Annotated in this window: 13 protein-coding genes; 7 read left to right on the top strand and 6 right to left on the bottom strand. The window is 70.7% G+C overall.

Annotated elements, in window-relative coordinates; translation table 11 throughout:
• The first annotated feature begins 93 nt into the window (after positions 1–93).
• Together ABZ906_RS43860 and ABZ906_RS43855 are read left to right on the top strand one after the other, a co-directional pair.
• Entirely contained in the window at positions 94–756 is a 663-nt protein-coding gene (locus tag ABZ906_RS43860) for a DinB family protein (protein WP_361392775.1), read from the top strand.
• Positions 749–1,645, top strand: a complete 897-nt coding sequence (locus ABZ906_RS43855; RefSeq protein WP_361392773.1) for an AraC family transcriptional regulator — start codon at positions 749–751, stop codon at positions 1,643–1,645. The genes ABZ906_RS43860 and ABZ906_RS43855 overlap by 8 nt, the downstream gene beginning before the upstream one ends.
• A 91-nt stretch (positions 1,646–1,736) precedes the next feature.
• Here ABZ906_RS43855 and ABZ906_RS43850 read toward each other — a convergent pair whose 3' ends face one another.
• Positions 1,737–2,915, bottom strand: coding sequence for a lipase family protein (locus tag ABZ906_RS43850; protein WP_361392771.1), 1,179 nt, complete (start codon positions 2,913–2,915; stop codon positions 1,737–1,739).
• Between the two features lie 87 nt (positions 2,916–3,002).
• The gene (locus ABZ906_RS43845) at positions 3,003–4,031 is read right to left on the bottom strand and encodes an AraC family transcriptional regulator (RefSeq protein ID WP_361392769.1); all 1,029 of its coding nucleotides are present in this window, start codon (positions 4,029–4,031) and stop codon (positions 3,003–3,005) included.
• Between the two features lie 192 nt (positions 4,032–4,223).
• On the opposite strand from ABZ906_RS43845, the gene ABZ906_RS43840 reads away from it, so the two are divergent.
• Positions 4,224–6,068 carry an AMP-dependent synthetase/ligase gene (locus tag ABZ906_RS43840; RefSeq protein WP_361392767.1) on the top strand — a complete coding sequence of 615 codons (1,845 nt, stop codon included), beginning with the start codon at positions 4,224–4,226 and terminating at the stop codon, positions 6,066–6,068.
• On the opposite strand, the gene ABZ906_RS43835 is transcribed toward ABZ906_RS43840, so the two are convergent.
• Both ABZ906_RS43835 and ABZ906_RS43830 read right to left on the bottom strand, forming a co-directional pair.
• Positions 6,034–6,348 (bottom strand): AzlD domain-containing protein, encoded by a 315-nt coding sequence (locus tag ABZ906_RS43835; protein WP_361199580.1) that lies wholly within the window; start codon positions 6,346–6,348, stop codon positions 6,034–6,036. The two genes, ABZ906_RS43840 and ABZ906_RS43835, sit on opposite strands and share 35 nt — an antisense overlap.
• The gene (locus ABZ906_RS43830) at positions 6,345–7,118 is read right to left on the bottom strand and encodes an AzlC family ABC transporter permease (RefSeq protein WP_361392765.1); all 774 of its coding nucleotides are present in this window, start codon (positions 7,116–7,118) and stop codon (positions 6,345–6,347) included. Before ABZ906_RS43830 ends, ABZ906_RS43835 begins: the two co-directional genes overlap by 4 nt.
• A 96-nt stretch (positions 7,119–7,214) precedes the next feature.
• Between ABZ906_RS43830 and ABZ906_RS43825 the strand changes: the two genes are divergently transcribed.
• Positions 7,215–7,784 carry an XRE family transcriptional regulator gene (locus tag ABZ906_RS43825; RefSeq protein ID WP_361392763.1) on the top strand — a complete coding sequence of 190 codons (570 nt, stop codon included), beginning with the start codon at positions 7,215–7,217 and terminating at the stop codon, positions 7,782–7,784.
• A 263-nt stretch (positions 7,785–8,047) separates the two neighbouring features.
• Here ABZ906_RS43825 and ABZ906_RS43820 read toward each other — a convergent pair whose 3' ends face one another.
• Entirely contained in the window at positions 8,048–8,251 is a 204-nt protein-coding gene (locus ABZ906_RS43820; RefSeq protein WP_006138897.1) for a cold-shock protein, read from the bottom strand.
• A 337-nt stretch (positions 8,252–8,588) separates the two neighbouring features.
• Here ABZ906_RS43820 and ABZ906_RS43815 point away from each other — a divergent pair, with 337 nt between their 5' ends.
• Both ABZ906_RS43815 and ABZ906_RS43810 read left to right on the top strand, forming a co-directional pair.
• The gene (locus ABZ906_RS43815; protein ID WP_361392854.1) at positions 8,589–9,473 is read left to right on the top strand and encodes a menaquinone biosynthesis protein; all 885 of its coding nucleotides are present in this window, start codon (positions 8,589–8,591) and stop codon (positions 9,471–9,473) included.
• A 134-nt stretch (positions 9,474–9,607) separates the two neighbouring features.
• On the top strand, positions 9,608–11,248 hold the full coding sequence (locus tag ABZ906_RS43810; protein ID WP_361392761.1) for a serine/threonine-protein kinase: 1,641 nt from the start codon (positions 9,608–9,610) through the stop codon (positions 11,246–11,248).
• Positions 11,249–11,654: 406 nt separating this feature from the next.
• Here the strand turns inward: ABZ906_RS43810 and ABZ906_RS43805 are convergent, their stop codons facing one another.
• Complete coding sequence (locus ABZ906_RS43805) at positions 11,655–16,361, bottom strand: FtsK/SpoIIIE domain-containing protein (RefSeq protein ID WP_361392759.1); 4,707 nt, start codon at positions 16,359–16,361, stop codon at positions 11,655–11,657.
• A gap of 340 nt (positions 16,362–16,701) precedes the next feature.
• Here ABZ906_RS43805 and ABZ906_RS43800 point away from each other — a divergent pair, with 340 nt between their 5' ends.
• A complete protein-coding gene (locus ABZ906_RS43800; protein ID WP_190085684.1) occupies positions 16,702–17,004 on the top strand; it encodes a WXG100 family type VII secretion target in 303 nt (100 codons plus the stop codon).
• The last annotated feature ends 159 nt before the right edge of the window (positions 17,005–17,163 follow it).

Genomic DNA, 17,163 nt, shown 5'->3' with positions numbered 1-17,163 from the left:
GAGGGGCGGAGGGCGGATTGCAGGAAAGCCCCCCACCGGGCCCGGCGGGAAACTCGGTGGGGCCGCGGCGGCCGCGCGGTTACCGTTCGCCGTATGCGCCGACAAGCCGACGAAGACGCCCCCACGCCCGCTCCCGTCACCGCCGATGACCTGGATCGGGCGGTGCAGCTCGCGCTCGACGCCCTCCGCGGTGCGCCGCCCGGGGCCTGGGACGGCAAGGCGGGCTCGTTGGAGTGGGACTGCTGGGAGACCGTGGAGCATCTGAGCGACGACCTCTTCGCGTACGCCGCCCAACTCGGCCCCCGGCAGCCGCCCCTGGACGACGAGGTCCCGTTCGTCTGGGAGCCCCGCCGGCCCGGCGGCCCCTCCAACGCCATCCACGCGAACCGCGCGGCGGGCCCCGCCGGGCTGCTCCAGGTCCTGGAGGCGAGCGGCGCGCTGCTGATCGCCATGGTCCGCACGGCACCGCCGACCACCCGCGCCTACCACGGCTTCGGCATCTCCGACCCCGAGGGCTTCGCGGCGATGGGCATCGTCGAAACCCTGGCCCACACCTACGACTTGGCCGAAGGCCTCGGCCTGCCGTGGGCACCCCCGGCCGACATCTGCGCCCGCGTACTCGACCGGCTCTTCCCGGATGCCCCGCACGACACCGACCCCTGGCCCACCCTGCTCTGGGCCACCGGCCGCGGGGAACTCCCGGGCCACCCCCGCCTGACCTCCTGGCGCTGGTACGGGGAGCCGCGCGGTGCTTGAGCGGTTCAACCAGGCCATGGAGCAGATCGAGGATCATCTCGATCAGCGGATCGACGTGGCCGACCTTGCGCGGACGGCGGTTACGTCGGAGTACCACTTCCGGCGGCTGTTCTCCGGCCTCGCGGGGCTGCCGCTCTCGGAGTACATCCGGCGCAGGCGGCTGACCGTCGCGGGCGGCGAGGTACTGGCCGGGGAGCGGACGCTGCTCGACATCGCCGTCCGGTACGGCTACTCGTCGGGAGAGGCCTTCGCGCGGGCGTTCCGCTCCATGCACGGGGTCGGGCCGGGCGAGGCCAGGCGCGGCGGCGCGACTCTGCACTCCCAGCCCCGGATGTCCTTTCGCCTCGTCGTCGAAGGGAGCAGCAGCATGCGGTACAGGGTGGTGGAGAGGGACGCGTTCCGGGTCGTCGGCAGGAAGGCGCGTGTGCCGCTCGTCCACGAGGGCGTGAATCCGTATATCGCCGAATTCATCCGGGGGATCGGCAAGGAGACGCTGCGGCGCATCGAGAGCCTGCCGGATCATCAGGAGCCGGGTCAGGGGCAGGAGCCGTACGGGCTCGTATCGGTGAGCGATCAACTGGACGAGAGCCGCGCCGAAGGGACCGAACTCGACTACTACCAGGGCGTGGTGACCGGCCCGCACTCACCCGACGTGCCCGATGACATGCAGGCGCTCGCCGTCGGTGCCGGGTCCTGGGCCGTGTTCGAGAGCGACGGGCCGTTTCCGCAGACGTTGCAGAACCTGTGGCGGGATGTGTTCACGCAGTGGTTCCCGTCCAACCCGTACCGGAGCAGGCCGGGCCCGGAGATCCTGCGGACCCGCCTCTCGGACGACGGCACGCACGCGGACGCGGAGCTGTGGATTCCGGTGGAGCGGGAGGCGGCCTGAGCGACGGGGCTGAACGACGGCGGCTGATCGACGGCGGCGCGTGGCGGCCCACGTTTGTGGACCCTCACGCGCCGCCGTCATGCCCTGCCGGTCAGCAGTTGCCCCGCGCCGGCTTCCCCGCGAACCGCTCCGCCAGCCAGTTCGCGGCCAGCGGCGACTGCGTGATGACCCCGGAGACGTGCTCGCCGAGCGGGACCGTGTGCCACTCCACGTTCGCGCCCTTCGCGCACCAGTCCTTGCGGACCTGCTTGCCCACGCCGTACGGGATCAACTCGTCGGTGATCACGTGGTACTGGTACACCGGCGCGTCCGGAGCCCGTGTGCCGACCGTCGACTCGCGCAGGCGCTGCTGCCAGTCGGGCTGGTCGAGGGGGTTCTTCACCGTCATGTCGGAGATCTTCTTGAAGGCGCCGAGCACCGCGCCGTCCGCCACGCAGCTGTCGCGCAGGGTGCCGATCAGCTTCTTGCCCGTGGGGTTGAGGTAGGACTCCAGGTTCAGTTCGGGGAAGGCCGCGTTCTGGCCGATGGCGGCCATGAAGATCAGGCCGGAGCCGTACGAGCCGTCGTTGAAGTCCGCCACCTTCATCAGGTCGCCCGGGATTCCGCCGGTGGCCGTCCCTTTCACGTTCAGGTCGGGGGCGTACGAACCGTGCAGTTCGGCGGCCCAGCCCGATGCCTGGCCGCCCTGCGAGTAGCCCATGATGCCGACCGGGGTGTCCTTGCCGAGCCCCGCGTCGGGGAGGCGGATCGCGGCGCGGGCGGCGTCGAGCATGGCCTGCCCCTCCGCCCTGCCGACCGTGTAGGTGTGGTCGCCGGGGGTGCCCAGGCCCTCGTAGTCCGTCACCGCCACCGCCCAGCCGCGCAGGGTGAGCTGCTGGATGAGGTTGGCTTCGAGGGTCGTGCCCTTGGGGAAGCCGGCGCTCGGGGCACAGTGATCGCCCATGCCGATCGTTCCGACGGCGTACGTGATGAGGGGGCGGGGTCCCTTCCTGCCGTCCTGCGGCACGATGACGGTGCCGGAGACGGTGTTCGGCTCGCCCTTCGCGGTCGTCGAGCGGTAGTCGATCTTCCAGGCCTTGGTGTTGGTCGGCTGGCCGGGGAGGGGGTGGAAGCTGCTCGGCGCGGAGCTGACGACGTCTCCGGGGGCGGCGGCCTCCGCCGATCGGGCCGTCTCCGCCGCCGGGGCGGCCTGCGCCGTGAGCGGAGTGACGCCCGAAAGTCCGAGCGCGGCCACCACGGCCAGAGCTCTTGCGCTGGTACGTATGTGCATACGGCTCTCCCAACTGTCCTCAGTGGCTGGGGTGTGCAGGCGACGACCGTAATGACTCGCGGGTAAGTCCGGCGCTGGCGGGAGCGCTCAGCTTTGTTGAGCCCGTTTCTCATAGCGGTAGGCGCCCGGTGTCGTCCCCGTCCACCGGCGGAACGCCCGGTGGAACGCCGTGTCCTCGGAGAAGCCGAGCCGCGCGGCGAGATCGGCGATCGGCTCCGCGCCCTCCGCGAGGCCCGCGATCGCCGCGTCCCTGCGCACGGCGTCCTTCAACTGCTGGTACGAGGTGGACTCCCGGGCGAGGCGCCGCCGCAGCGTCGCGGGGCTCACCGCGAGGCGGGCCGCGATCTCGCCGAGGGAGGGGAGCCGGGGCGAGGTGCGCAGGGAGCGGGTCAGGGCGCGCCGCACCTGCTCGGCGACCGTCGTCCCGTACTCGCGCCGTGAGAGGAGGTCGAACGGGGCGCGGTTCAGCATGCCCTCCAGGGCCTCCTCGTCCCGGATCAGCGGGGCGGCCAGCCAGTGCGCGTCGAAACCGGCGCCGGTGCGGGGCGCGCCGAAGCGGACGGTGCAGCCGAAGAGCAGCCCGTACTCGTCCTTGTGCGGGGGCGGCGGATGCCCGAACTCCGCCCAGTGGAGGGGGATGCGGCGCCCTATCAGCCAGCTGCACAGGCGGTGCCAGATGATGACGAGGCATTCGGCGAGGAAGTAGTCGTGTTCGAGGTCGTTGCGTACGGCGAAGACGGCGCCGCCGGTGCCGGTGCCGTCTTCGCCGTACTCAAGGATGAGATCCGGGCCGCCGGGGAACAGCCCGTAGAAGGTGGCGGCACGCTCCATCGCGGCGCCGAGATCGCGGCAGCCGATGGACGCGTGGCACATCATGGCGAAAGTGCCGGGCCTGCTCGCGGCCGAGCCGAGGCCCAGGAACTCGTCGCCGGTGGCGCGGTACAACTCCCGGAAGAGGCGGGCGAACTGCACCTCGGTGATGCGGGCGCGGTCGTCGCCGAGGAGGAGCGGCGGGATCTGGGCGGTGCGGAGCAGCGGGACGGTGTCGATTCCGTGCCGTTCGGCGCCGTGCAGCATGGCGCGGACGTGGTGGACGGTGATGGTCCGGCTGGGCATGGGATGTCCCTCCCCAGTCCGGCGCCTTCTCGAACTCGGCGACCCCACTTCACGCGTCCCGCTTCACGCGTCCCGCTTCACGCGTCCCGCTTCACGCGTCCCACGCACACGTTCCGCTTGAGCGCCGCGGCCAACCCCGCTGACGCTTCCCGCCATCCCGCGAGGGGCGGCACTGTCCTTAGCGTCGTACGCATGCAGCCGACGGAGCGCCCCGAGACCCTGGCCGTCCTCACCGAATGGGCGGCCGACCGCCACGGCAAGCTGCCCGCACTCCGCTTCAGGACCACGGATTCCGGCGGCGGCGAGACGTGGGAGCAGATCTCGTACGAGGAACTGCGGGCCCGCGTAAGGGACTTCGGCTCGCGGCTGCTCGCGCTCGGCGTCCGCCCGGACGACCGCGTGGCGATCCTCGCCGAAACCCGCCCCGAGTGGACCTACGCCCACTTCGCCGCGCTCGCGGCGGGCGCGGTGGTCGTCCCCGTGTACCCGACGGCGGGCGACGAGGAAATCGAGTGGGTCATCGGCGACTCCGGAACCTCAGTAGTGCTCTGCGAAACCACCGCCCAGACCCAGAAGATCAACCGTCTGAGCCCCCGCCTTCCCGGCGTGCGGCACGTACTGGTCATGCCGGAGCGCGAGCAGCGCCCCGACCCCGGCCCGCCGGACGCCCTCCTCGACCGGGCCCGCGCCCGCACCCCCGCCGATCTGGCCACCATCATCTACACCTCCGGGACCACCGGCCTGCCCAAGGGGTGTCTGCTTACCCACGGCAATCTCGGCGCCGTCCAGTCCGCCACTCTCCCCCTGATCCAGGGCGGCCCCGGCGACTCCACGTACCTCTACCTCCCCCTCGCCCATCTCCTCGCTCAGCTCATCGAGTTCACGACCCTCATCCAGGGCGGCGAGCTCTGCTTCTTCGGCGGGAAGATCGAGAACGTCGTCGCCGAACTCGCCGAGGCCAGGCCCACGCATCTGCCCTCCGTACCGCGCCTGTTCGAGAAGGTGTACTCCGTCGTGCTGTCCCTCGCCGAGTCGCAGGACGGGGGCCGCGAACGTTTCGAGGAGGCGGTACGCATCGGGGTCCTCGCGGCGGACGGCGCCCTGCCGCCCGATCTCCGGGACGCGTACGAGGCCGCCGACAAGGCCCTCTACAGCCTGGTCCGGCAGGCTCTCGGCGGCCAGGTGCGGTGGGCGCTGACCGGCGGCGCCCCCATCGCCCCGCACGTCATCGACTTCCTGCGGGCCTGCGGCATCCCGTTCTATGAGGGCTACGGGATGACCGAGTCGGCCGGTGTCATCAGCCTCAACCATCCGGGAGCCGTCCGCCACGGCACGGTCGGCCGCCCCGTAGAGGGCTGCGAGGTCCGTATCGCCGACGACGGAGAGATCCTGGCCCGCGGCGCGATGATCTTCCCCGGCTACCACGCCGACCCGGAATCCACCCGCGATGCCCTGGACGACAAGGGCTGGCTGCACACCGGCGACCTGGGCGCCCTCGACGCCGACGGCTACCTCAGCATCACGGGCCGCAAGAAGGACCTGATCATCACCTCCGGCGGCAAGAACCTCACCCCGTCCCTGAGCGAACTCGCCGTGCAGCGCTCCCGGTTCGTGTCGCGAGCCGTGATGGTGGGGGACAAGCGCCCCTACCCGGTGGCCCTGATCACGCTGGACGCGGAGGAGATCAGCGGCTGGGCCGGACGGGAAGGCATCGGACTGACCGAGCCGCTCTCGCGCGACCCCCGCGTCCGCGCCCTCGTCCAGGACGTCGTGGACGCGGCCAACGCGGAGGTCTCGCGCCCGGCCCGCATCCGCGATTTCGCCCTCCTCGACGAGGACTTCACGGTGGAGGACGGACTGCTCACACCGAGCCTGAAGGTGCGCAGGCGGGCCGTGACGGAGCGGTACGCGGAGGTGGTCGATGCGCTGTACGGGAACACGGCGGCCGAGAAGGACGAGCCGCAGGTCAGGACACCCTCACCGGTCAAGACGCCCTCACCGGTCAGGACACTCCCGCCAGACGCAACAGCGCCGTAGTCGCCGCCGCGCCCACCACGACCACGGCGAACGGCGCCCTGCGCCAGGCAAGCACCCCGCCGGCCAGCACACCGACGGGCCGCGCCCACCCGGCGAAACCGTGCCCCTCGGTGAGCGCGCCGGTGGCGAGCAGCGCGACGAGCAGGACGGTGGCTCCGACGGTCAGCAACTCCTGCATGCGGGCGGGCAGTTCGACGCGCCCGTGCAGCAGGGGTCCCGCGAGGCGGAAGGCGTACGTTCCGGCGGCGAGGACGAGGACGCAGGCGAGGTAGGCGTTCACGAGTGACTCCTCGGGGAATCGGGGCGGCCGGGGCGGGAGACAGAGCGCCGCCCCGGCCCCCGCCGCGCCGCCAGCAGCCCGAGCAGGGCAAGCAGCACCGGCACCCCGGCAGGCAGCACGGGCGCGGCGGCGACCGCGATCACGGCACCGGCGGCCGCGGCCCGCCGCGTCATGCTGTCGGCGCGCAGGGCGGGCAGGACCAGGGCGAGGAGCACCGCGGGGAACGCGGCGTCGAGCCCGAAGCGGGCGGTGTCGCCGATGACGGAACCGGCGAGCGCACCGCCGAGAACGCTGACGTTCCATACGGCGAACAGTCCGAGCCCGGATATCCAGAACGCGGCCTTGCGGCGCTTCCGGTCGGGCTGGGCGAGCACGAACGCCGCGGTCTCGTCGGTGATCAGGTGCGCGCCGAGGAACCGCGCGGGCCAGGACCGGCCCAGGCTGTCCGCGACGGCCAGACTGAACGCCGCCGTACGGGAGTTGAGCAGCAGGCCGGTCGCCGCCGCGGCCACCGGACCGCCGCCCGCGGCGAGGATGCCGATGGCGCTGAACTGGGCGGAGCCCGCGTACACGAGCAGCGACATCAGGACCGGCACCCACACGGGCAGGCCGCCCGCGACGGCGATCGCACCGAAGGAGACACCGACGACGGCGTCGGCGAGCCAGACGAGGGCGATGTCGCGCAGGACGCCGCGCGGCAGATGGGAAAGGCGGACGAACCCCTCGTTCGTTCGCTCTGGCGGGCTGTATGTTCGGTGTGACGAACGCATGCGAGTACGATGGCCGGAGCGGGCGGTGTTCGTCAAGCCGAACGAATAGTCCGCTGCACCGAACACCTACCGCCGTGGGGCGAAGGAGCGCGAGTAATGACCGACGGCAAGGCTTCCGGGACGCTGCCCCGGGAATGGGTCGCCGCCGCCTTGCGCCGCGAGCGCACCAAGGCGGGGATCTCCCTCTCCGAGCTGGCCAAACGGGCCGGAATCGCGAAGTCGACGCTCTCCCAACTGGAGGCGGCCACCGGCAATCCGGGAATCGAGACCCTGTGGGCCCTCGCCGTGGCGCTGGGCGTGCCCTTCAGCGTCCTCGTGGAGTCACCGGCGCCGGCCGTGACGGTGATCAGGGCGGGCGAGGGACCGACCATGCACGCCGAACAGGCCTCGTACGCGGGGACATTGCTCTCGCCGGGCCCTTCCGGCGTCCGGCGCGACATCTACCACGGGGCACTGGAGCCGGGCTCGGTGCGGGAATCGGAGCCGCACATCCCGGGCTCGGTGGAGCACCTGATCGTCTCCACGGGCCGACTGCTCGCGGGCCCACGCGACGCGACGGTGGAGCTGGCCGTCGGCGACTACATGTCGTACAGAGGCGACGTCCCCCACCTCTACGAGGCCCTGACCCCAGCCACAACCTTCGTATTGATCATGCAACACACGTAGTTCACGGGCCCACGGGCCCCGATAGGGGCGCGGGGACTAGGGCCCCGAAGGGGGCGCGGGGAACTGCGCGCTCAGCCACACCACACCCGCAGACAAAAGAGACCCCCACCCCCCAAAAAAAGCAAAAGGCCCAGGGGCCAGAAAAAGGCAGGGGCCCCGCCAACCCGCACAAAGCGGGAAGGCAGGGCCCCTTGGGTACTGCTATCCATGTCCGGATCAAGTCACCGGAACTGTCACACGCCCCATTCGCATGGGGCGCCCCACTACATGGGGGTGACGTTCTCCGCCTGCGGACCCTTCGGGCCCTGCGTGACGTCGAAGCTCACGGCCTGGTTCTCCTCAAGGGAGCGGAAGCCGTTTGCGTTGATCGCGGAGTAGTGGACGAAGACGTCGGGGCCTCCGCCTTCCTGGGCGATGAATCCAAAGCCCTTTTCGGCGTTGAACCACTTCACGGTTCCGGTAGCCATAAGCCCTCCTTGGGCCAAAGGGTTGCCCTGCTCCAGAACCTGCGATTGTTGAAACAACTGCATAAGTCTGAAAACGACGAGAGCCCGCGGGTCACATGACTCCGCAGGCTCTGTACTGCAAGGGAAACCAAACTGCAACTTGCGGCGAGCTTAGCACGCAGGCAGCCGAAAGCAATAGGGGGCAAGATCACGTCACCCGGATGTTTGACGGACCCCCCAGAGGGGTTGACGGACCAGGTCGGAAGCTCTTGACAAGCGCGAGATCGGGGCCCCGCTTTCTGCACCGTACCGCAAGGGGGCTAGCCTCCCCGATGTGGACAATTCTCCCGTTGACACCATCGCCGGGGCAGGCTCGGATCAGCTCTCCAGCGATCACCGCACCCCCAGGCCGCGCGTCGGACACATTCAGTTCCTGAACTGCATGCCCCTGTACTGGGGTCTCGCGCGCACCGGAACGCTGCTCGACTTCGAGCTCACGAAGGACACCCCCGAGAAGCTCAGCGAGCAGTTGGTACGGGGTGATCTCGATATCGCACCCGTGACTCTCGTCGAGTTCCTCAGGAACGCCGACGATCTCGTCGCTTTCCCCGATCTCGCGGTCGGCTGCGACGGCCCGGTGATGTCCTGCGTGATCGTCTCGCAGGTGCCCCTGGACCAGCTGGACGGCGCGAGGGTCGCACTCGGCTCGACCTCGCGCACCTCCGTGCGCCTGGCGCAGCTGCTGCTCGCCGAGCGCTACGGCGTGCAGCCCGACTACTACACGTGCCCGCCCGACCTGGGGCTGATGATGCAGGAGGCGGACGCCGCCGTGCTCATCGGGGACGCGGCGCTGCGGGCGAACCTGATCGACGCTCCGCGCCTGGGTCTCGACGTATACGACCTGGGCGAGATGTGGAAGGAATGGACGGGTCTGCCGTTCGTCTTCGCGGTCTGGGCGGCCCGGCGGGACTACGCGCAGCGCGAGCCCGGGGTCGTGCAGGCGGTGCACAAGGCGTTCCTCGCCTCGCGCGACCTCTCCCTTGAGGAGGTCGGCAAGGTCTCCGAGCAGGCGGCGCGCTGGGAGGCCTTCGACGCCACCGTCCTCGAGCAGTACTTCACGACGCTCGACTTCCGGTTCGGGAGCGCGCAGTTGAAGGGCGTCGAGGAGTTCGCGCGCAGGGTGGGCGAGACGACGGGGTTCCCCGCGGACGTCAAGGTGGAACTCCTGGAGTCGCACCCGTAGTACGGGACGGGACGGGGCGGGGCCTGGTGTACGCCTCAACCACCGGGCGTACGCGCGGACTACCCTGAGCTGCAGACAATGCCCGCGGCGCGTGTGGCCGCGGCCGTGCGGCGCGTCCGGGGGAGGCCTTCGTCATGCACCCGCTCGATCCCGGCGAACCGACCGCCATCGGGCCCTATCGGCTGCTGGGCCGACTGGGCTCGGGCGGTATGGGCCGGGTCTACCTGGGGCGCAGTTCCGGCGGCCGTACGGTCGCGGTGAAGGTCGTCCATCCGCACTTCGCGCTCGACGAGGAGTTCCGCGCCCGCTTCCGGCGTGAGGTGGACGCGGCGCGGCGGGTGGGCGGCGACTGGACGGCGCCGGTCCTCGACGCCGATCCGGAGGCGGCGGTCCCGTGGGTGGCCACGGGGTACGCGGCGGGCCCCTCGCTGGCGGAGGCGGTACGTGACCTGTCCCCGCTCCCGACCCACTCCGTACGTGTCCTGGTGGCGGGCCTCGCCGAGGCGCTGGCCCACGTACACGGGCTCGGCCTTGTCCACCGTGACGTGAAGCCGTCGAACGTCCTGCTCACGATGGACGGCCCCCGCCTGATCGACTTCGGTATCGCACGGGCGACGGACGGCACGGCCTCGCTGACGTCGACCGGGGTCTCCGTCGGCTCGCCCGGCTACATGGCGCCGGAGCAGATCCTGGGCAGGGGCGTCTCGGGTGCGGCGGATGTCTTCTCTCTGGGAGCCGTCCTGGTGTACGCGGCGACGGGTTCTTCGCCCTTCCCCGGTGACTCCTCGGCGGCGCTCCTCTACAAGGTGGTGCACGAGGAGCCGGAACTGGGCTCCCTGACGGGCGAGCTGCGCGACCTGGCCAAGCAGTGCCTGGCCAAGGACCCCGATGAGCGCCCGGCGCCGGAGGAGATCGCCCGACGCCTGGCGCCCTCGGGTGCGGACGGGCTCGTGTCGGCGGGGTGGCTGCCGGGTCCGCTGGTGGAGCGGGTGAGCCGGAGTGCCGTACGGATCCTGGACCTGGAGACGGAGGGCGCCGGGGTCGCGGAGCAGCCTTCGGGGCCGGTGCCGTTCGGCAGTTCGGTGGTGGGCAGCGGTTCCTTCGGCCCGCCGGACCCTTCGTACGCACCGGTTCCTTCGCCGGCGTACGTCCCGACGCAGACGCCGGACACCCCGCCGGACACTCCGCCGAGGCCACCCGGCCGGGTCACGATGTCGGTCGCCGCGACGTCGACGCCCGACGGGGCCGACGGGCGTGGCCGCAAGGTCAGTTGCACGCTGGTCCTCGGGGTGGCGGGCGCGCTGGCCGCGGTGACGGTGGGCTCCGTCTTCGTGTTCGGGCTGCTTCCGGGGAACGGCAAGGAGTCGAACGACGCGGGCCAGGAGCCACCGGCGGCGACGGCGAGCCAGCAGCCGGACGGTGCCGGCAAGGTCCCGGCGTCCTACCGAGGCACCTGGGAAGGCCAGGCGGTCGCGGCGAACGGGGCGGTGCCGATGGGCACGTTCCGACTCAAGGTCGAGCAGGGCGGGATCGGTGACCGCTTCGCCGTCATGACCCAGACCGACCAACTGGGCGGGGTCTGCGCGGTGGACCTGACCCTGAAGTCCGTCTCCGCCAAGGAGATCGTGGCCCGCGGCAAGGGCCAGGCGGACAGCGCCGCCCAGTGCACGAAAAACACCCACACGATCCGCCTCCGCCCCAAGGGCGACGACCTCATGTACCTCTCGGAAAACGCAGAGTCAGGCAACCCCGAGGCCCGCCTCTCCCGCACATAACCCCGAGGTGCCCACCGGCGTATGGCGAGGACGAACACACCGGCGCGCCCCCCGCCTCGGGCCCCGTAGGAGCTTTCTCGCCCACCCACCCGACTCGCCGGGTCCGGCCCTCGACGTAGGAACAGCCCAGTTGGTGACGGCCTGCACCCGGCATCGAGACGCGAGGGGGTGTGCCGGTATTTCCGCCCGGAGCACGGTTCGCTGCGCTCCCGAGGCGAAGTAGAAGTGCGCCCACCGGCGGATGGCGAGGACGGACATACCGGCGCGCACCCGCACCCACAGACGAAGCAGAACCGCACCCCGACGCACCCGCACCCGCACCCGGCAACGGCCCCGCCCCAGCCAGCCCCGCACCCCGCCCCCAGCCACACCCGCACCCGGCAACGGCCCCGCCCCCGGCGTCACCTCACATAGGCGTAGTAACCGTCACAGGCTCCCCGCTCCCCGTATAAAGCAGGCCCTTGCCCGGAGCGATCGGGCCGCCGACCATGCTTCGGGTCGTCCGGATGCCGATCAGCTCGCCGCTGGAAGAGTCCTGAGGAGAGAGCAGGATGCCCCGGCGGCCCTTCTTCGCCTCCACCTGCCAGCCGGAGAAGCCACCGCACACCTCCTCCTCGTCGCCCCCGATGATGAGCCCGAGCCCCCGCTCGGCACCCCGCTGCACGAGGCGCTTGAACTCGCGCTCGGCGTCACAGTCCTCCAGGACCTCGCCGTCGTCGATGATCCAGATGATCGGATCCTCGGGAGTCGCCGACTCGACGACCTCCTTGAAGTCGTCGCTCTCGATGTCGTCGTCCTTGAAGACCTTCAGCACACCCTCCTGGCCCTCAAGCTCCCGCAGGGGAGAAGGCCGCGGGGCGGCGATGACCAGGCGTACGCCCTGCGTCATGTACGAACGTGCCAGGTTCATCAGGGTCGTGCTCCGGCCGGACTTCGCCGGGCCCGCGACGACGAACGTGGGCACGCCCTGCGCGAGGTCCGGGCCGAAGCCCATGATGTCGTCGCCGCCGATACCGGCCAGCGCCCACAGCTTGGAGCGCGACGCCTCCGGATCCCGCATCTCCCACGCGTCGGCGAAGCCGATACGGCTCGGCAGGCTGTCCACCCGGAACGGCTTGCGGGCCCGCGGCACATCCGCGTCCCGCGCGGCCGCCGCCTCGCCGATCTCGGAGAGCGCCGCGGCCTGGCCCTGACCCGTGGAGTCCTCGGCGAGCAGCGCGAACTGCGTCTCCGTACCGTGCTCGTTCTTGAAGCCGCGGCCCGGCGGAATCTCCTCCGGCACCTTGCGCGCGTTCATGCCGAGCATCGAGAAGTCGGAGCGGTCGGCGAGCCGCAGGCCGTACTTGTCCTCGGTGAGCGAGGCCATGCGGCCGATGAGGACCTGGCGGTCACCGGTGATGACCAGGTGGATGCCGACGCTCGCACCCTCGCGCATCATCGCCTGGAGCTCGTCGGTCAGCTCGCCGTGGTCGTACTCGCCGAGGGTCGGCAGCCAGCCCTCCCAGCGGTCGAGGAGTACGACGACGTGCGGAAGGCGCTCGTCGTCCGGCACCGCGGCCCGCTGCTCGCCGATGTCGGCGAAGCCCTTGTCGGCGAGGAGGTCCTGGCGGCGCGTGACCTCACCCTTGAGCCGGGTGATGAGCCGCACCGCACGCTCGGTCTGGTTACGGCTGACGACGGCCCCGCAGTGCGGAAGCCGGGTCAGCGCGTTGAGCGCGCCGTTGCCGCAGTCGATGCCGTACAGGTGGACGTCGGCCGAGGAGTGCGTACGGGCGATGGAGCCCGCGATCGTACGGAGGATCTGCGAGCGGCCACTGCGCGGGGCACCGCCGATGAGCAGGTGCCCGAACGTCTCGAAGTTCACCGCGACGGGACGGCGCGCCTGGTCGGAGGGGATGTCCTCCAGGCCGAACGGCGCGGGCGCGAGCGCGCCCGGCTTGTCGCTCGCGAGCGGCTGCGGGATCTCGTCGAGCTGGAGCTGCTCGGAGAGCGCCGGCAGCCACGGGCTGTGCTGGGAGGGGATGCCCATGGTCGCGTTCGCGTCGCGCACGGCGTCCACGAGGACCTTGAGGTCGGTGATCTCCTCCTCCTCGCGCGCCGCCGCCTTGGGCTTGACCAGCGCGGCACGGCCCAGGTCCTCCCACCCGAGCGAGCCCGCCCAGGGCGCGAGCAGCGCGGGGTCGGTCGCGCCGGGCCTGCGGCCACCCACACGCCCCGACTGGAAGGGGACGAGGGAGGCGTGACCGAGGCGGACGTACGCGCGTCCCGGCGTGCTCTTGGCGATGTGACCGGCCGCCGGGTCGTCGATGACGTCGGCGGACTCGGCGCCGTCCGTCACGCGCAGGGCGATGCGGAGGTTGGTGTTGGCGCGGATCTCGGGGGAGACGACACCGCTCGGACGCTGGGTGGCCAGGAGCAGGTGAATGCCGAGCGAACGGCCTCGCTGGGCGATGTTGACCAGACCCGTCACGAAGTCGGGCAGGTCACGCACCATGGAGGCGAACTCGTCGATGACGATGAGGAGCCGGGGCACGGGCGCGTGCGAGGGATCGCGGCGCACCAGGTCCTGGTAGTCCTCGATGTCCTTGGCGTCGGCGGCGGCCAGGATGTGCTCGCGCCGCTTCAGCTCGGCGCCCAGGGATTCCAGGGCGCGCTCGACGAGGTGGGCGTCGAGGTCGGTGACCATGCCGACGGTGTGCGGCAGCTTCACGCAGTCCTTGAACGCGGAGCCGCCCTTGTAGTCGACGAGGACGAAGGTCATGTTCTCGGGGGTGTTGGCCACCGCGAGCGCCGCCACGATGGTCTGCAGCAGCTCCGACTTACCGGAACCAGTCGTACCGGCGATCAGACCGTGCGGCCCGTCGCGCCGCATGTCGATGCCGAAGGGCCCGTCGTACGACTCGCCGATGACGGCCATCGTCGACTGCCCGCCCATCCGCCAGCGCGCGGTGATCTGGTCGGCCGTCGGCGGTTCGAGCTGGAGCACGTCGAGCAGGCGGGAGGAGCCGGGCAGCGCCGAGTCCTCGGTCTCGCCGCTGATGTCCCGCAGCGGGGAGAGCGCGCGGGCCAGGCGCCCGCACCAGGCGGTGGAGACGAAGTCGGGCCGTACGTCACGGATGCGGGCGGCGTCGGTCTTCTCGACGCGCAGCCGCAGTTCGAGGGGCTTGTCGGTGTCCTGCTCGGCGTCGTCTCCGGCGGTCGTGTGCCAGGCCTGGAAGGAGGGGAAGCCGCCGGGCGCGGGCGGGACGGGGGCCTGGCCGCCGGGCGCGGGCCGGGCAGGCAGGGCGATCTCCTCGGGCTTCGGCTCGGCGATCACGATGGCCTGGCACTCGCCGGGCAGGAACCGCTCCTCGTCGTCGAGGCAGAGCGCGTACATGGCGACGGCGGGGCCCTCGCGCAGCAGCTTCACCACACCGGGCATGGAGCGCAGGCGCCGCGAGCCGTCCCACACCACGACGATGTCGGGATCGCCGAAGGAGGTGGCGCCGCCGCGGTTGTTCTCCTTGGCGGCCTTCTGGCGCGCGGCGAGGATCTGGGTCAGCTCGCCGATGCGGGAGCCGACGGTCTCGGCGTCCGTGCCGATCAGCATGTTGACGTCCTGGGAGCCGGAGGGCCGCGCGTGCGGCAGCCAGCGCGTCCAGTCCCAGTTCTCGCGCGCGGAGTTCTCGGTCAGTACGTAGAACTGCACGTCGAGCGGGCTGTGCAGGACCGCGGACTGTGCGACGGCCCAGCGGCCGAGTGCCTTCGCCGAGTCGCCGGGGCCCGCGATGCCGATGACGCCGAGATCGCGCAGCGAGAGCGCGACGGGCGCGTCCTCGATCTTCCAGGTGACCTCGCGCTTGTGGTCGTCCTGCTCGGGGTCGTCGAGCACGACCTCGGAGTCGAGCCGCCCGGTGCCCACGCGCACGAGGAGGTGGTCCGAGTCGGTGCGCCGCCGCTCCCAGAGGCGCGTGCGGGGGCCCGTGCTCAGGGAGAGGACGCCGGCCGGGCTGAGAATGGCCTGCCGTTTGTCGATCCGCTCGGCGACGAGGGCTTCCTGCGCGTCCTTCTCGATGCGCTCTTTGTGTTCGTTGTACTCCTTGACCTGTTTGGCATGGGATTTACGCCCGTGCTTCTTGTCCATGAAGTAGTTGCCGAACAGGATCAGCGGGCTCAGGAGCGCCATGATCAGGTAGTACCAGCGGCCGAAGATCATCACCGATACGACGGCACCGACGAGCGGCGTGAGCGCCATCAGCCAGGGCAGCGGGCGCGCCTCGAAATCACGTACCGGACTCGGCAGCCTGAATTTCGTCTGCCGCTCGGGCGGACGCAGTCGCGGGGGACGGTTGTAGTCGAGTCCCGTGCCGTCCTCGGACCATTTCAGGGCGGCGTTGGGCGGCGCGTACCTGTCGAGTTCGAGCAGGGTGTTTCCGACGGCGATCTGCGCGCCGAGCGGCCATTCGCCCTTGTCGCGCTTTTTCCCGCCGCCGCTCTCCGCCCCCTTATTGCCCTTGTCGCGCTTTCTGCTCTTTTCCGGCTTGTCGCTCGCCTCGCCCTTTTTCTCGCCCTTTATCTCGCTGTCTTCGGCCTCGCTGAACTTCTTGCCTTCGAGGGTCACGCCGTCTATGTCCCCATGTACGGCGACTTGGCAGGTGCCATCGGTTGCAACTGACAACGTGAGGGCCCGGGCGGGCAGCTCCGGATCGTCGATGCGGATGTACGAGGCGGGTCCGCTGCCGATGTCGTACCGGCCGATCCCGAGGCGGTGCACGGCGCCGGCGGCGGGCCCGCCCGCGATGCGCAGTTCGACCAGGCCGGTGGGTTCGCCGGGCAGGCAGCCCGCCGGATCGTGCAGGCTGACGACGGCGCCCTCGCGCAGCGCGGAGGTCCCGATGGTGGCGGAGGCGTCGATGGGGTAGCCGTCCACGAAGACGACGGGTGCCCCGCCCTGGCCTGCGCCGGGGAGCTGGTGCCCGCCGATCGGGATGATCTGTGCGTCACCGCCGCCGTAGCCCACCTGTTGGGCGAGCTCCTTGGCGATGTCCCCGACGGAGGACTCAGGATCGGCGTCGAGCACGACGTCGGCGTTCGCGCCGCCGAGCGGATCGACGACGGTCAGAGTCAGGCGCACGATCGTCCTCCCCATAAGCCGTTTTTGACCGCTTCCGGAACACGGTCACAACGGCTGGTCCACAGTGCCTGTGAGGCTGTCCACAGTTCCAGTGACGATAGCCGCTCCCCCCTTCCCGCAGGCAACGGGATGTGCAGGAGCTCCACGAGCTCATAGCAGAGCTGTGACTCAACCGGGCTGTGCTCACTTCAGCCCCACCCGTAAGCTGCTGACCCAAGAGCGGAAGATCGCACGAGCAACCGATCGTCCTCGCACGCGGGGGCGCCCGGGCTTGAGCGGCCCGCACTGGTGGAGCCAAGGGGGATGGCCCTGCGGCGAGTTGGATTGGATGTGAAGCCACATGGCCAAAGACGCCGATATCACTTATGAGGAGATGCGGACCGCGGCGGGCAAGCTGAACGACGCCAAGGACAAGATCGACGAGAAGCTCGACGCCCTCGAGCGCTACGTCGAGAACCTGGTGAAGAACGGCTACACGACTCGCAAGGGTTCGCAGGCCTTCGAGGACTCCTTCAAGGAGTTCAAGAAGGGCGCCAAGGACACCATCGAAGGCCTCACGGGCATGGGCAAGTTCCTGACCAGCGCCGCGAAGGCGTACGAGGACCTGGACGACGACCTGGCCAAGGGCGTCAAGGGCAAGTGATCCGGCTTCCGGGCCGGTGATCCCGCCCTCGGGTCGGTGATTCCGCCTTCGGGCAGGTGATCCCGCCTTCGGGCAGGTGAGCAACAACCCGGTGCGATGGGCCGCCGCATTCCGCGGCGGCCCATCGCATCGGTCGTATGTAAGCAGTGGAATGCATGG

The organism is Streptomyces sp. NPDC046925 (assembly GCF_040644915.1).
Lineage (GTDB): Bacteria > Actinomycetota > Actinomycetes > Streptomycetales > Streptomycetaceae > Streptomyces.
This window is presented reverse-complemented; position numbering and strand designations above follow the sequence as displayed.

Excerpts from the sequence above, each read along its gene's own strand:
- ABZ906_RS43810 (WP_361392761.1), top strand. The coding sequence starts at position 9,608 with ATGCACCCGCTCGATCCCGGCGAACCGACCGCCATCGGGCCCTATCGG.
- ABZ906_RS43825 (WP_361392763.1), top strand. The coding sequence starts at position 7,215 with ATGACCGACGGCAAGGCTTCCGGGACGCTGCCCCGGGAATGGGTCGCC.
- ABZ906_RS43800 (WP_190085684.1), top strand. The coding sequence starts at position 16,702 with ATGGCCAAAGACGCCGATATCACTTATGAGGAGATGCGGACCGCGGCG.
- ABZ906_RS43820 (WP_006138897.1), bottom strand. The coding sequence starts at position 8,251 with ATGGCTACCGGAACCGTGAAGTGGTTCAACGCCGAAAAGGGCTTTGGA.
- ABZ906_RS43840 (WP_361392767.1), top strand. The coding sequence starts at position 4,224 with ATGCAGCCGACGGAGCGCCCCGAGACCCTGGCCGTCCTCACCGAATGG.
- ABZ906_RS43845 (WP_361392769.1), bottom strand. The coding sequence starts at position 4,031 with ATGCCCAGCCGGACCATCACCGTCCACCACGTCCGCGCCATGCTGCAC.
- ABZ906_RS43860 (WP_361392775.1), top strand. The coding sequence starts at position 94 with ATGCGCCGACAAGCCGACGAAGACGCCCCCACGCCCGCTCCCGTCACC.
- ABZ906_RS43850 (WP_361392771.1), bottom strand. The coding sequence starts at position 2,915 with ATGCACATACGTACCAGCGCAAGAGCTCTGGCCGTGGTGGCCGCGCTC.
- ABZ906_RS43830 (WP_361392765.1), bottom strand. The coding sequence starts at position 7,118 with ATGCGTTCGTCACACCGAACATACAGCCCGCCAGAGCGAACGAACGAG.